This window comes from Nocardioides sp. Z35_8, assembly GCF_059621125.1.
In genome coordinates this window covers 711,494-725,150 of sequence record NZ_JCAQIE010000001.1, presented here as the reverse complement: position 1 = coordinate 725,150, position 13,657 = coordinate 711,494, and the positions used below count along the sequence as shown (strand labels likewise).

Genomic DNA, 13,657 nt, shown 5'->3' with positions numbered 1-13,657 from the left:
ATTGACACTTGCAAAATACAAGTGACGCGTCAAGGAGGTGGGGGAGTCGGCTCAGGTCCGCAGCTGCGTCCACTGCCCCTCGGACACCACGCGGACCTCCCCGTCGACCACCGTGATCGCCGTCTGGTCGTCGATCGCGGAGGCCGGGTGGTCGATGCCGGTCACCCACTCCTCCGCCTCGGCCATCGAGTTGCCGGGCATGCCGTCGGGGTGCGCCGACCCTCCCGCCCCCGGCATCGCGGTGACCGATTTGGGTGATGGCGACCGGGTGCTGCCCGGGCGTAGGTTCGGACATCGGCCCTTCGAGCACCGGAGCCCACCATGCGCATCTCCCGGACGCCCACCACCTCCACCGTCGTCGCTGCCCTGCTCCTGGGACTCCTCGCGACGCTGACCGTGGCGGTCGGCGCCGCGACCGGCGCCGGTCGTACGTCCGCTGTCAAGGCGTGCGCCAGCAAGAGCGACGGCTCCCTCCGCCTCGTCGGCACGAAGAAGTCGTGCCGCAGGGGCGAGCAGGCGGTCACCTGGAACAAGCGGGGCGTCCCGGGCTCGGACGGCGTCGACGGGACCAACGGTGCTGCCGGCGCCGCAGGCGCTGCCGGCGAGCGGGGGCCGGCCGGGGCCCCGGGCGTGTCCGGCTACCAGATCGTGGAGCGGTCCACCCCGGTCGACGGGTTCTTCCTCGGGAGCGCCGAGGTCGCCTGCCCCGCCGGGAAGAGGGTGGTCGGCGGTGGCGTCAGCGCGCTCAACGCGGCGGGACGGGACGTCGGGACGAGCACCTTCCTGGTCCGCGCCGAGTACCCGTCGGCGGACGGATCCAAGTGGGGCGCCGTCGTCGAGAACGGCAGCGGCACCGTCGTCAGCCGGTTCGTGATCCGCGCCATCTGCGTCACCGCCCTGGACTGAGCGTCAGCCTCTGGCGTCGCGTCGCTCCTGCAGACGCGCGCGGGCCTCGGGCAGGTAGGCCAGGCACGGCGCCTCGGCGTCGGGGTGCTTGGACGTGAGGTGCAGGATCCATCGGTCCATCGCGGCCATGTAGCCGTTGTCCTCGCCCGGCCGGCGCGTGCCCCAGGCGCGGGTGCCGGTGCCGGGCCGCGGCACCTCGCACTGCGTGCACGAGATCGTGTAGGCGTACGAGCCGTCGGGGCTCTCGTCGATGCGGACCACGGCCAGCGGTCCCGCCTCGGCGCTGGCCTTGCGCTGTCGGGCAGATCGGGTGGCGGGCACAGGGGACCTCGGTTCGTGCTCGGGGATGGCCGTCCCAGCCTAGGCACCGGCGGAGGTGCCGAGCTGCGGGGGCAGCGGTACGCCTCTCGGGCGGATGCCGTCCTCCGCTCTCGCCTACGCTGACGCCATGCTCGTGAGCGGCCTCGCCATCCACCCCGTCAAGAGCACGGCGATCCGGCCGGTGGACAGCGCGCGGGTCCTGCTCGGCGGCCTCGAGAGCGACCGGACGTGGATGGTGGTCGACGGCGAGGGGACGATGGTCACCGCCCGCGAGGCGCACTCCCTGTTCAGGATCGTCGCCGACACGCCGGCCACCGATCCCGCGCTGCAGCGAGGGCTGCGGCTGCGCGCCGACGAGATGCCGGACCTGCTCCTGGACCCGCCGAGCGCGGAGCGGGTGCGCACCCGGCTGTTCGGCCAGCAGCTCGAGGGCGTTCCCGCCGGCCGAGAGGCTGACGCGTGGCTCCGGGCGGTGCTGGGCCGCGAGGACGTCCGCCTGCTCTGGTGCGACGAGCCGACCCGGCGCAGCCTGGACCCCGAGCACTCCCGGCCTGAGGACTTCACGGCGTTCGCCGACGGCTATCCGGTCACCATCGCGTCGCTCGCCTCCCTGCGCCAGCTCAACGACTGGATCGCCGAGGGTGCGGTCCAGCGCGGCGAGGACCCGCCCCCGCCGCTTCCGATGGAGCGCTTCCGGCCCAACATCGTGGTGGACGGCGACCAGCCCTTCGCCGAGGACCACTGGAGCTCGGTGGTCATCGGGGACGTGCGGTTCCGGGCCGCCAAGCTCAATGCCCGGTGCGTGATGACGACGCTCGATCCCGACTCGCTGCAGACGGGCAAGGAGCCGATCCGCACCCTGGCCAAGCACCGGCGGGTCGGTCGGAAGACCCTGTTCGCGGTCAACCTGATCCCGGACACCACCGGTCAGATCAGCGTCGGCGATCCCGTCGAGGTCCGCTGAGGCCGTACGCGGGCAGGGCGGACCGATGCCTCGCCTGCGCCGTTGACCCTTCCTATGGGGCGGGAGGCGGTGCGACGGCAGGCGGGGGTCGTTCTCGGGAGCGTTGGGTGACGACGTCGTCGAGGTAGCGCACGACAACAGCCAGCACTGCTGTCACCGGGACTGCGAAGAACGCACCGGTGACGCCGAACAGGGTGCCGCCGAGGGTGACCGCGAGCAGCACCACGGCCGCGTGCAGGTCCATCGACTTCGACTGGAGGAACGGCGAGAGCACGTTGCCCTCGAGCTGTTGCACGGCGACGACCAGCGCCAGGACGAGGAGAGCGCCGGTCGTGCCGTTGGAGACGAGCGCGATGAGCACGGCGAGGAGGCCGGACGCGAACGCGCCCACGATCGGGATGAATCCGGCGAAGAACGTGATGATGGCGAGTGGCACCGCCAGCGGCACGCCGATGAGGAGCAGCCCGCCGCCGATCAGCACGGCGTCGATCAACGAGACCAGCGCCTGGGTGCGGATGAACCCGCCCAGGGTGTCCCAGGCCCGTTGCCCGACGGACTGCAGGTGGTGTCCCGCGGTGTGCCCCGCCAGGCGACCGACCCAGGGCAGGAAGCGCCTCCCGTCCTTGAGGAACAAGAAGCTGAGGATGAGAACGAGCACGAGGTTGATGACGCCGTTCGTGACTGCTGAGACGCCGGTGAGGACTCCGGAGGCGATGCTGCTGGCGGAGCCCGCGAGCCGTTCCTGCAGTGCCTGCAGGGCGGCGTCGATCTGCTCCTTCGACACGAAGTCCGATTCCTGGACCCACTCCTGCACGCGTTCGAGTCCGTCACTGGCGCTGTCGACGATGTCACCACTCTGTGCCGCCACGGACGGCGCGATGGTGAAGCCCACCGCGACGACGATCGCGACTGCGCCGAGCAACGTCGCGGCGGCTGCCAGGGCGTTCGGCAGGTGCGCCTTGGTCCGCAGGAACCTGGCGACGGGCGACAGGACGGTGCACAGGACCAGTGCCATCAGCACCGGGAAGAGGATGACCCAGGCATATCTGATGACGTATCCCAGGAGAACCGCGCCGAGAACGATGGCAGCCAGCCGCAGGCTCCAGCGTGCGGTCCAGGCCACACCCGCACCGATGGTCTCCTCCCGCGACGGCGGGTACGACGGCACCGCGACGGGTGGGGTCGGCGGAGCAGTCTGTGGGTCGGGGGGAGGCGGAGCCTGCGAGCCGCGCCCGGACGAGAGCTTCCTGGTGAAGAGCTTCACGCCATGAGTATCCATCTGGACGGCGCATGAGCGGCACGCCTGTGCGGGTGCCGATCTGCTGGTGGCACAGCGGCAGTCTCCGCAGCAACGGCGTCGTGAGGTTCCGTCATCCGTCGAGTCCGTCGATGTCCTGCGACGCCCGAGGGATTCAGCGCTGGCAGGCGCTCAGGCACGCGGACCGTCGGTGGCTGCCGGTGTCCGGGTGATCGTCCGCCGTCGGGGCGGGTCAGCGCACCGGGCCGTCCTCCGCGGCGGTGATCCGCGCGATCGGGGTGGGCGGGGACGCCGTCGGAAGGTCGACTCGAAGCAGCGCGCCTCCGCGTGCGGAGCGGGCGGCGGTCACCCGGCCGCCGTGGGCGGCGACGACCCGCTGCACGATCGACAGGCCGAGGCCGGATCCGGGCAACGCCCGGGCGCTGTCGGCCCGGTAGAACCGGTCGAACACCCGCGGCAGGTCGGCGGCGTCGATGCCCGGCCCGGCGTCGTCGACCTCGAGCACCGCGGACGCGCCTTCGGCACGGAGCCTGACCTGGACCTGCTCGTCCGCAGGGGACCACTTGCCGGCGTTGTCGATGAGGTTGAGGACCGCCCGCTGGAGCGCGGCGGGACGCCCGCCCACCCACACGGAGGTCACGTCGAGCGCGATCTCGACGTCGGGCGCGCGGGAACGCGCCAGGGCCGCGGCGGCCACCACCACGTCGGCGAGGTCGAGCAGCTCGGCGCTCTCGTCGGTGATGTCACCACGCGCCAGGTCGGTGAGCTCGGCGGCAAGGGTGCTCAGCTCGGCCACCTGGGCGCCGAGGTCGTTGAGCAGCAGGGTCCGGCTCTCCGCCGGCAGTGCGCTGTCCAGGGTCCCGCGCCGATCGAGCCGGATCAGCAGCTCGACGTTGAGGCGCAGGCTGGTGAGCGGGGTCTTGAGCTCGTGGGCGGCGTCCTCGGCGAGCAGCCGCTGGGCCCGACGGGAGTCCCGGAGCGCGGCGAGCATGTCGTTGATCGACCGGATCAGCCGCCGGATCTCCCCACCGCCCTCGTCCGGGATGTCGGCGTCGAGATCCCCCGTGTCCGCGACACGCACCGCGGCGGCGGTCAGCCGGTCGATCGGTGCCAGCCCGGCCCGCGCCACGGTCCGCCCGACGAAGGCGCCGCCGACCACGCAGAGCAGCCCGACCATCAGCATGCCGAACCCGAACCGGTTGATCGGGCTGTCGTCGGCGGCGCGGGCCACCTGGACCGCACCGGCACCCGCCCGCCGGGTGTGGATCACGTAGCCCTCCTCGGGGTCGTCCGACTCCATCAGGCCGGCCGGCGCGACCCGCCGGGCCTGCTCGGTGACCGGGGGCAGGGCGGGCTGGCCGGCCGGCGTCCGGGTCGAGCCGTCGGGCAGGAGGACCCGCACCAGGCGACCGGATCCGGGATACGGCGGCAGCTCCACCTGAGCCAGACCGGCGCGCTCGGCGGCCGTCGCCAGGACGCGGGAGTCGGCGCGCAGCTGGTCCTCGAGGCTGTCCCGCAGCTCCCGGTCCAGCAGCTCGCTGGCCAGCTGGAAGGCCACGAACACGCTGACCGCGATGGCCGTCGCCGCGATCACCGTCAGCCTGGTGCGCAGGGACCGCCCGCGCCACCACCGGGTCAGCGGGCGCGGCTCCCGGCCCGTGGGTCTGCTCATGGAGGAGTCTCGCGCAACGCGTAGCCCAGGCCGCGCAGCGTGTAGATCAGTCGCGGCTGACCCCCGGCCTCCATCTTGCGGCGCAGGTAGCTCACGTAGACCTGGAGGTTGTTGGCGGTGGCGCTCATGTCGAAGCCCCAGATCGCCTCGAACAGCATCTCGCGGGTCACCACCCGGGTCGCGTTGGCCATGAGCACCTGCAGGAGGGAGAACTCCGTCCGGGTCAGGCGCAGCGGCCGTCCGCCGCGCCACGCCTCGAACCTGTCGGGATCGAGGCGGACGTCGGCGAACGACAGGACCTGCGACTCCTCGTCGGTCGCCGTGCGTCGGCGAAGCAGGGCCCGCACCCGGGCCAGCAGCTCCTCGGTGGCGAACGGCTTGGGCAGGTAGTCGTCGGCGCCCGCGTCCAGCCCCTCGACGCGGTCGGAGACCTGGTCACGAGCGGTCAGCATCAACACCGGCAGGTCCTGGCCCGCGGCTCGCAACCGCCTGCAGGTCTCGATCCCGCCGAGGCGGGGCATCATCACGTCGAGGATCAGCAGGTCCAGCGGGTCACTGCCGGCCCCCCCGACCCCGTCGAGGACGGCGAGACCGTTGGCGACGGTGCTGGTGTCATAGCCCTCGACCCGGAGCACGCGCTCCAGCGATTCACGGATGGCGGCCTCGTCGTCCGCGATCATGATCCGCACGCCGGCCCGCCCTCTCCCGTCGATGCTCCTGCCGCTCATTGTCCCCGATCCACCTGCCCCGTGTTCGCCTCATCAGGGCTCGCGGGGGGAGACCGTCATGATGCCGATGCACATCTCGTCGCCGGTGCCGTCGCCCCACACCACGTATCGCGGCGGCAGCTTGCTCAGCTGGGGCACCTGCTGGCGCAACCCGGCGTCGTGCGTGCACGTCACCCGCAGGGTGTCCCCCGCATCGACCTCCACGGGCGACGGCAGCCTCACCATGTGCTGGTCGTCGAAGTCGAACTGCGGCACGTCCAGCAGGACCTTGGCCTGCGGCGTGCCCGGGTTGAGCTCGACCTTCAAGGACCGCCCGAGCATGTGCATGTGACCGAAACCGGCGAACACGGTCACCGGCTCCTCCACCACGTGGTCGCAGACCTGGGTGTCACCGGGCGTCGGCACGCCGCCCTCGTTGCACTCCTCCACCTGCTCGTCCGCGAACTCGCCGACCTCCGGCCCGAACCGCTTCGTCACGTCCGCGATCGAGGCCGCCCGGTCACACAGCGGACCCGACTCGCCCGCGGCACAGGGTAGGTCGGTCGGCGCGTCGAGCGACCACGTCTCGAGCTCCCGTGTCTGCGGCGTTCCGTCCGTCAGGCGCAGGCGCACCGCCGAGCGGTCCGACCCGGCCGGCTCGCCGTCGGTCGCGAGCAGGTTGTAGTGCATCTGGAAGACGATCAGGCTGCCCGGCTCGAGCTTGAAGCCGGCGTCCTGGTCGAGCAGCGTCTCGGCGGCGCCCGGCGCCCAGGTGTCCACCCACGCCGCGCCCGGGTCGGCGCCCTCGTCGTCGTCCTCCACGTCGGCTCCCTCGACGCCGGTCCCGCCGAAGCACCGCCAGCCGAGGCCGGGAGTCCTCGCGTCCTGCTCGCGCACCGCGTCGGCGTCGCGCGGCGGCACGGCGTACACGATGCCGTGGTGCGCGATGGCGACGTTCTCCGGCATGACCTGGGTCCCGGTCAGGAACGCCTCCTCGGTCAGGCCCGGATCGAGCACCTGGCACCGGTACTCGTCCAGGGCGCCCTCCGGCGGCTCGGGCGTGTAGGCCTCCGCCATCCTCAGCTCGACGAACCGCTCGCCGGCGCGCAGCGGCTGCGGGGGAGCCGACGACCCGCCCGCGTGCATGCTGTGCGAGGCGTCTCCGGGGGGCGCCGTGTCGTCGTCGGCGTCCGAGCTGCAGGCGGCGACGGCCAACGCCGTCGCGAGCACCGTGGTGGCCGCCGTGAACCTCCGCCATGCACCGGACGGCGCCGCGTTGACTGCCATGACTGGCCTCCTGCTTCGTAGTGCCTCGTCTGTCTGAGGCCTACGTCCTACCGAGCGAAACTTAGACACCTGTTAGAGCGATGAGACGGCCCGGAGTCGGTCTCGGGCCCCTCAGGTCAGAGGATGGAGCGGCCTCCGCCGCGACCCGGACCCAGTGTCAGTGGGCCCTGGAAGAGTGTCTCCATGGCGGCGATGGCACACGTCGACGACCACAGTGGTCCGACCACATCGGCAGGGGTTCCCGGCGCGAGTGGCTCAGTCGCCGCGCAGGCGCGAGTAGCCGTGCTGGAGGGCGTCGGACGCGCCGACCACGGTGAGCACGGCCGCGGCGGCACGGGTCGGCCGGGGCGCGAACGCCATCCCGGCGACGTAGGCCGTGCCCACCCAGACGCCCAGGCAGAACGGGCAGGTCAGCAGCTCGCCCACGGTGTGGCGTACGCCGTGCTCGCCGCGCGACGACTCCACGTGCTCGCCCGATCCCGCGGCCGCGTCGAACTCGGTGAACGGCGCGCGCAGCGGGCTGGCGACCGACGAGCGGCTGAGCAGCCGCGTCAGCTTGTGCGTGGCGATCCCGCCGAGGGTGAGGTCCGTGAGGGAGTAGCGCTCGGGGAGCGAGCGTCCCGTGCCGCGGCCGAGGAGCAGCAACCCGCCCACTGCGGCGACGTAGACCGCCATGCTGCCGGTGTAGCCGCGGAGGTCGACTGCGCCGTCCGGGTCGTAGCGGGAGGCGTCGAGGAGCTGGGTCATGCGCGTCCGTACCCCGTACCCGCCCCGACGATGACACGTGTGCCGGCCGATCAGGTCACAGCGGCCGGAGCCGGGCTCAGGAGTCGTGCAGCCGCGTCGCGACCTCGCGGCGCAGCACCTTGCCCATCGGGTTGGTCGGCAACTCGTCCATGAAGACGACCCGGCGCGGCACCTTGTAGGGCGTCAGGCCCTCGCGGGTGTGGGCGCGCAGCTCGTCGGGCTGCACCGGCACCCCCTCCACGAGCACCACCGCGGCGACGACCTCCTCGCCGCCGTCCTCGTGCGGCATGCCGACGACCGCCACGTCGACGACGCCGGCATGGGTGCGGAGCACCGCCTCGACCTCGGAGGGATAGACGTTGAACCCCCCGGTGATGATGATCTCCTTGATGCGGTCGACGATCGTCAGGAAGCCGTCGGGCGACATGGTGACCACGTCACCGGTGCGGAACCAGCCGTCGTGGAACGCCACGGCGGTCTCCTCGGGCATCCCGCGGTATCCGGAGAAGACCTGCGGGCCCCGCACCAGCAGCTCGCCGCGCTCGCCCTGCGGGACGTCGCGGTCGAGGTCCTCGGGGTCGGCGACGCGGATCTCGACGTCGGGGAAGGGCACGCCGATCGAGCCGGGCCGGCGCGCCTTCGTCATCGGGTTGCCGACGATCACCGGCGAGGTCTCGGTCAGGCCGTAGCCCTCGACGAGCAGCCCTCCGGTGGCCGCCTCCCACCGCTCCACGAGCGCGGCCGGCAGCGGCATCGCCCCCGAGAGGGCGTAGCGGATGCCGCGGATCGAGACGTTGCGGCGCTCGGCCTCGTCGACGATGCGCTGGTAGAGCGGCGGCACGGCGGGCACGAAGCTCGGCACGTCGCGCTCGATGGCCTCCATGATCAGCCCGATCTCGGGCTTGGGCAGCAGCACCAGCTTGGCGGCCAGGCTCACCCCGAGCAGCACGCTGACGGTCACGCCGTAGGCGTGGAACATCGGCAGCGCGACGAGGAACGTCTCGGTGCCCTCCTGCAGGCCCGAGACCCAGACGCGGCCCTGGAGCACGTTGGCGACGAGGTTGCGGTGCCGCAGCGGCACGCCCTTCGGCACGCCGGTCGTGCCGGAGGTGTAGAGCAGCAGAGCGACGTCGTCCTTGCCGGGGCGGGGGTGCGACGCGTCGATCGGCTCCGCGGACGCCAGCTCGGACCACTGCGTGGCCTGCGGGGCGGGCGAGGTCAGCTGGTCGCGGGCCGCGCGCGCCTTCGCGATCGGCAGGCGCAGCGCGAGCCGCTTGGTCCACGGCAGGCGGGTGGTCATGTCGACGGCGACGATCCGCTCGAGCGGGGTCTCGCCGACGAGCCCCTCGACGACGGGCACGACCTTGTCCCACACGATCGCGACGCGGGCGCCGTGGTCGGCGAACGGGTAGCGCAGCTCGGCCGCGGTGTAGAGCGGGTTGTGCTCCACCACGGTCGCGCCGAGGCGCAGCACCGCGACGAACGCGATGACGTTCTGCGGGCAGTTGGGCATGACGAGCGCGACGTTGTCGCCGGGGCGTACGCCGAGCGCGTGCAGGCCGCCGGCGACGCGCTGCACCTCCTCGTCGACCTCGGCGTAGGTCGACTCCCGGCCCAGGAAGTCGAGTGCCGGCCGGTCCGGGTGGTCGCGCACCGCGCTCTCCCACAGGTCGAGGACCGTGGTGTCGCCGTAGTCGAGGTGCAGGGGCACTCCGGGTGCGTAGGAGTCTGCCCAGAGGGGTTGTCGAGCAGGCACGGCTTTCCTCGCGTTCGGGTGTCGCGGGACGGGGATCGCGACTGCTTCCAAGATATCGCTCGGACAGCAGGGTCCGGCAGGGCGTACCCGCTCCTGCCCCGCACCGCGACCTCGAGAGCAGTTCGGTCCCTCCGGTGGGGACCAAGGACCCTGACCCGCCTGCCGGTGAGCACGCAGGCTGGAGTCAGCACCAGACACAGACCAGGAGGTCACCATGTACGCCAGCACCAGCACCGCCCACCCCGCCGACGCCGTCGCCCGAGTCATGGTGTGGCCCGTGGCCACGGTGGGCACGGCGACGTCCCTGCTGGAGGTCGCCGAGGCGCTCGCCGCGGAGGGGGTCGGTGTCGTCGCCGTGGTGCACAACGACCGTCTCGCCGGACTGGTGTCCGAGCGCGACGTCGTGCAGCACCTCGCCCAGGGCGCCAACCCCGAGCACGTGACGGCCGCCGACGTGATGAGCGTCGATCTCGTCACCGTGGGCCCCGACGACCACGTGCTCGACACCGCCCGCCGGATGGTGGAGGCCGATGTGCGGCACCTGCCGGTGATGGACGGCGACGAGATCGCCGGCATCGTCTCGATGCGCGACCTCTTCGGTGTGATCGTCGCCGCCGCCGCCCCGTGGGAGTGAGCCGGGGCCTCGAGCCGGTGGAGTGAGCCGCTCACCCCTCCCGGATCACAGCGCGGCCACCACCTCGGTGCCCTGCTTGATCGCCCGCTTGGCGTCGAGCTCGGCGGCGACGTCGGCGCCGCCGATCAGGTGCACCGCGGGTGCGTGCGTCGCCTCGTGGTCGAGGTCGTCGTAGAGGTCGCGCACGGAGTCCTGGCCGGCGCACACCACGATCGTGTCGGCCTCGAGCACGCGGGAGGCGCCGTCGACGGTGACGTGGAGGCCCTCGTCGTCGATGCGGTCGTAGGTCGCCCCGCGGACCTGGGTCACGTGTGACTGCTTGAGCACCGCGCGGTGCGCCCAGCCCGACGTCTTGCCGAGGCCGATGCCGATCGGCGTGGTCTTGCGCTGCAGCAGCGTCACCTCGCGGGCGGGGGTGCGCGGCTTGGCCTCGGTGAGTCCGCCCTCGTGCAGCGCCGGGTCGCCGACGCCCCAGTGGGCCATCCAGTCCTCGAGGTCCTCCTCCTCGTGGGTGAGGAAGACGCTCACGTCGACGCCGATGCCGCCGGCGCCGATCACGACCACCCGGCGGCCAGGGACGACCGCGCCGCTCAGCACGTCGGCGTACGACGCCACGCTGGGGTGATCGATGCCGGGGATCTCCGGCATCCGCGGCTCGACGCCCGTCGCGACGACGACCTGGTCGAAGCCGGCGAGGTCGGCGGCGGTCGCGGCGGTCGAGAGGCGTACGTCGACGCCGAGGACCTCGAGGCGACGGGTGAAGTAGCGCAGCGTGTCGGCGAAGTCCTCCTTGCCCGGCACGGCCATCGCCAGGCGGAACTGGCCGCCGAGCTCGGGCGACTTCTCGAAGAGCGTCACCGCGAAGCCGCGCTCGGCGGCGCTGGTCGCCGCGGCGAGGCCGGCGGGACCGGCGCCGACGACGGCCACCGTCTGCGTGCGGAGCGTGGGCATCAGCACCAGCTCGGTCTCGTGGCAGGCGCGCGGGTTGACCAGGCACGAGGCGCGCTCGTTGCTGAAGACGTGGTCGAGGCAGGCCTGGTTGCAGGCGATGCAGGTGTTGATCTCGTCGGCCCGCTCGTCCATCGCCTTGGCGACGAACGCGGGGTCGGCCAGCAGCGGGCGCGCCATCGAGACGAGGTCGGCCTCCCCGGCGGCGAGGATCTCCTCGGCCAGCTCGGGGGTGTTGATCCGGTTGGAGGCGCAGACGGGGACGTCGACGAGCTCCTTCAGGCGGGCGGTGTGCGCGCGCCACGCGCCGCGCGGCACCTGGGTGATGATCGTCGGCACCCGCGCCTCGTGCCAGCCGATGCCGGTGTTGAAGACGGTGACGCCGGCGGCCTGCAGGTGCAGGGCGAGCTCGGCGGTCTCCTCCCAGGTCTGGCCGCCCTCGACGAGGTCGAGCAGCGAGATCCGGTAGACGAGGGGGAAGTCGGCGCCGACCAGCTCGCGCGAGCGGCGTACGACCTCGACCGCGAAGTGCATCCGGCGCGCGGGGGAGCCGCCCCACTCGTCGTCGCGGTCGTTGGTGCGCGCGGCGAGGAACTGGTTGATCAGGTAGCCCTCGGAGCCCATGATCTCGACCGCGTCGTAGCCGGCCTTGCGGGCCAGCGCGACGCTCTTGGCGAAGGCGGTCGCGGTGCGGTCGACCTCCTTGCTCGACATGGCGCTGGGCTTGAAGGGCGTGATCGGCGACTTCTTGTCCGACGCGCTCTGCGAGAGCGGGTGGTAGCCGTAGCGCCCGGCGTGGAGCACCTGGAGCGCGATCGCGCCGCCGGCCCCGTGGACCGTCTCGGTGATCCGCTGGTGCCGCATCGCGTGGAGGCGGTTGGACATCTCGCTGGCGAACGGCTTGAGCCAGCCGCGCTTGGTGGGGGCGTACCCGCCGGTGATGATCAGGCCGACGCCGCCGCGCGCCCGCTCCTCGAAGAACGCCGCGAGCTTGTCGATGTCCCACGGGTGGTCCTCGAGCCCGGTGTGCATCGAGCCCATGACGACGCGGTTGCGCAGCGTCAGCGCGTCGGGCCCGGCGCCGAGGGTGATCGGCTCGAGGAGGTGGGGGTAGCGGGGGTGGGTCATGTCAGTCCCTCTCGTGGGCCCTGTCGTGGGCGTGCAGGTAGTCGGTGATCCAGTCGATCCAGAAGCGCTCCAGGCGGATGCCGCCGCGCAGCACCAGCCACTGGTCGAGCCCGGCCTCGTCGAGGGCGTCCGGGTCGGGGAACTGCTCGCGCTCGAGCGCCTCGTAGTGCGCGAGCCGGGTGGCGTGGTCGGCGCGCGCGTCGGCGAGGTGGGCGCTCAGCACCGCGCGGTCGCCGTACGACGCCCCGCGCAGCTTGACGGCCAGCTCGCTGCGGAAGGTCTCCATCGGCATGGGCGTGGCCAGCCACTCCGCGAGCACCCGCCGGCCCTCGGCCGACGGGGTGTGGACCCGCTTGTCGGGCCGGCCGTCCTGCTCGACCACCTCCACGGCGACCCAGCCGTCGGCCTCCATCCGCGCCAGCACCCGGTAGATCTGCTGGTGGGTGGCGTGCCAGAAGAAGCCGAGCGACTTCTCGAACCGCCGGGTCAGCTCGAGCCCGCTCGCCGGGCGCTCGCTCAACGCGACGAGGAGGGCGTGCTCGAGGGCCATGCGCGCATCGTGCCCGACCTATGCAACGAGTTGCAAGCCTTTGGTACGCCCGGGGCGAGGGGCGGGCGCGGGCGGAGATCGTGGAGCTTCCGAGTCACCGGGTGGCTCGGATCCACCACGATCTCCCCGTCGAGGCGAGGGGGGTTGGTCCGCGTCGTCGGGCTCGTCCTGCTCCGCGAGCTCGCGGCTCGGCGTCGCCCTTCGGCTCACTCGAAGCCCGGGGGCACGTGGGTCAGGCGCTCCTCGGTGGTGAGGCCGTCGTTCGGGGTGCCCGCGTCGTGCCACGGCGCGCCGTGAGCCAGCCACTCGGCGCGGTAGGCCCGGGCGCCCGCGGGCGTGACGTCCTCGTAGCCGGCCTCGACCTCGCAGCACGGACAGATGTCGAAGTCCGGGCTCCGCCCGTCGTCCCCCCACGGCGGAGACGGCCACCGGTAGCCGCAGGCTCGGCAGTTGTGCTCGTCCCCGGCCGCGCGCAGGTGCGCCCGCAACGGCTTCAGGGCCGTCATTGCTGCCGGATGCACCTCGTCGCCGAACACGGTGAACCTGATGAGCTCGAGGTCGCCCTCGACGTTGCGCACGACCCTCGCCACCTCGGACGAGCCGGGCGAGTCGGTGCGCTCGAGCAGCGTCACGACGGACTGGAGCCCGGCCTGGAGCGTCTCCAGGTCGATCTCGTGGGCGGCGAAGGCGCGCACGGTCTCGGCAGTCGCGGCCAGCAGGGTCTGGTTGCTCATCAGGTGGCCCTCGTGATCACGGTGATGGCGATGTCGTCCTCGGTG

General features: G+C 72.4%; 14 protein-coding genes. 3 read left to right on the top strand and 11 right to left on the bottom strand.

The window, feature by feature from the left end; all coding sequences use genetic code 11:
* Positions 1–51: 51 nt before the first annotated feature.
* Positions 52–201 (bottom strand): hypothetical protein, encoded by a 150-nt coding sequence (locus AC54T2_RS03465; RefSeq protein ID WP_496665529.1) that lies wholly within the window; start codon positions 199–201, stop codon positions 52–54.
* 120 nt (positions 202–321) lie between these two features.
* On the opposite strand from AC54T2_RS03465, the gene AC54T2_RS03460 reads away from it, so the two are divergent.
* Entirely contained in the window at positions 322–906 is a 585-nt protein-coding gene (locus tag AC54T2_RS03460) for a hypothetical protein (protein WP_489976314.1), read from the top strand.
* Between the two features lie 3 nt (positions 907–909).
* Here AC54T2_RS03460 and AC54T2_RS03455 read toward each other — a convergent pair whose 3' ends face one another.
* Entirely contained in the window at positions 910–1,227 is a 318-nt protein-coding gene (locus AC54T2_RS03455) for a hypothetical protein (protein ID WP_186339527.1), read from the bottom strand.
* A gap of 127 nt (positions 1,228–1,354) precedes the next feature.
* On the opposite strand from AC54T2_RS03455, the gene AC54T2_RS03450 reads away from it, so the two are divergent.
* A complete protein-coding gene (locus AC54T2_RS03450; RefSeq protein WP_496665528.1) occupies positions 1,355–2,191 on the top strand; it encodes an MOSC domain-containing protein in 837 nt (278 codons plus the stop codon).
* A gap of 52 nt (positions 2,192–2,243) precedes the next feature.
* Here the strand turns inward: AC54T2_RS03450 and AC54T2_RS03445 are convergent, their stop codons facing one another.
* From AC54T2_RS03445 to AC54T2_RS03420, 6 genes are all read right to left on the bottom strand, one after another.
* Positions 2,244–3,455, bottom strand: coding sequence for an AI-2E family transporter (locus AC54T2_RS03445; protein ID WP_186339525.1), 1,212 nt, complete (start codon positions 3,453–3,455; stop codon positions 2,244–2,246).
* Between the two features lie 226 nt (positions 3,456–3,681).
* Positions 3,682–5,121, bottom strand: a complete 1,440-nt coding sequence (locus AC54T2_RS03440; protein ID WP_496665527.1) for a HAMP domain-containing sensor histidine kinase — start codon at positions 5,119–5,121, stop codon at positions 3,682–3,684.
* A complete protein-coding gene (locus tag AC54T2_RS03435) occupies positions 5,118–5,849 on the bottom strand; it encodes a response regulator transcription factor (protein WP_496665526.1) in 732 nt (243 codons plus the stop codon). Before AC54T2_RS03435 ends, AC54T2_RS03440 begins: the two co-directional genes overlap by 4 nt.
* A 33-nt stretch (positions 5,850–5,882) precedes the next feature.
* A complete protein-coding gene (locus AC54T2_RS03430) occupies positions 5,883–7,115 on the bottom strand; it encodes a monooxygenase (RefSeq protein ID WP_186339522.1) in 1,233 nt (410 codons plus the stop codon).
* Between the two features lie 255 nt (positions 7,116–7,370).
* On the bottom strand, positions 7,371–7,862 hold the full coding sequence (locus AC54T2_RS03425) for a DUF1360 domain-containing protein (RefSeq protein WP_186339521.1): 492 nt from the start codon (positions 7,860–7,862) through the stop codon (positions 7,371–7,373).
* Between the two features lie 76 nt (positions 7,863–7,938).
* Complete coding sequence (locus tag AC54T2_RS03420; RefSeq protein ID WP_277395304.1) at positions 7,939–9,618, bottom strand: long-chain-fatty-acid--CoA ligase; 1,680 nt, start codon at positions 9,616–9,618, stop codon at positions 7,939–7,941.
* Positions 9,619–9,832: 214 nt separating this feature from the next.
* Here AC54T2_RS03420 and AC54T2_RS03415 point away from each other — a divergent pair, with 214 nt between their 5' ends.
* Positions 9,833–10,252: a CBS domain-containing protein gene (locus AC54T2_RS03415; RefSeq protein ID WP_186339519.1), complete on the top strand. Its 420-nt coding sequence runs from the start codon at positions 9,833–9,835 to the stop codon at positions 10,250–10,252.
* A 45-nt stretch (positions 10,253–10,297) separates the two neighbouring features.
* On the opposite strand, the gene AC54T2_RS03410 is transcribed toward AC54T2_RS03415, so the two are convergent.
* The 3 genes from AC54T2_RS03410 to AC54T2_RS03400 form a co-directional block, all read right to left on the bottom strand.
* Positions 10,298–12,328 carry an NADPH-dependent 2,4-dienoyl-CoA reductase gene (locus tag AC54T2_RS03410; protein WP_496665525.1) on the bottom strand — a complete coding sequence of 677 codons (2,031 nt, stop codon included), beginning with the start codon at positions 12,326–12,328 and terminating at the stop codon, positions 10,298–10,300.
* 1 nt (position 12,329) lies between these two features.
* A complete protein-coding gene (locus tag AC54T2_RS03405) occupies positions 12,330–12,878 on the bottom strand; it encodes a PadR family transcriptional regulator (RefSeq protein ID WP_496665524.1) in 549 nt (182 codons plus the stop codon).
* Positions 12,879–13,084: 206 nt separating this feature from the next.
* Positions 13,085–13,612 (bottom strand): hypothetical protein, encoded by a 528-nt coding sequence (locus AC54T2_RS03400; RefSeq protein ID WP_496665523.1) that lies wholly within the window; start codon positions 13,610–13,612, stop codon positions 13,085–13,087.
* Positions 13,613–13,657 lie beyond the last annotated feature (45 nt).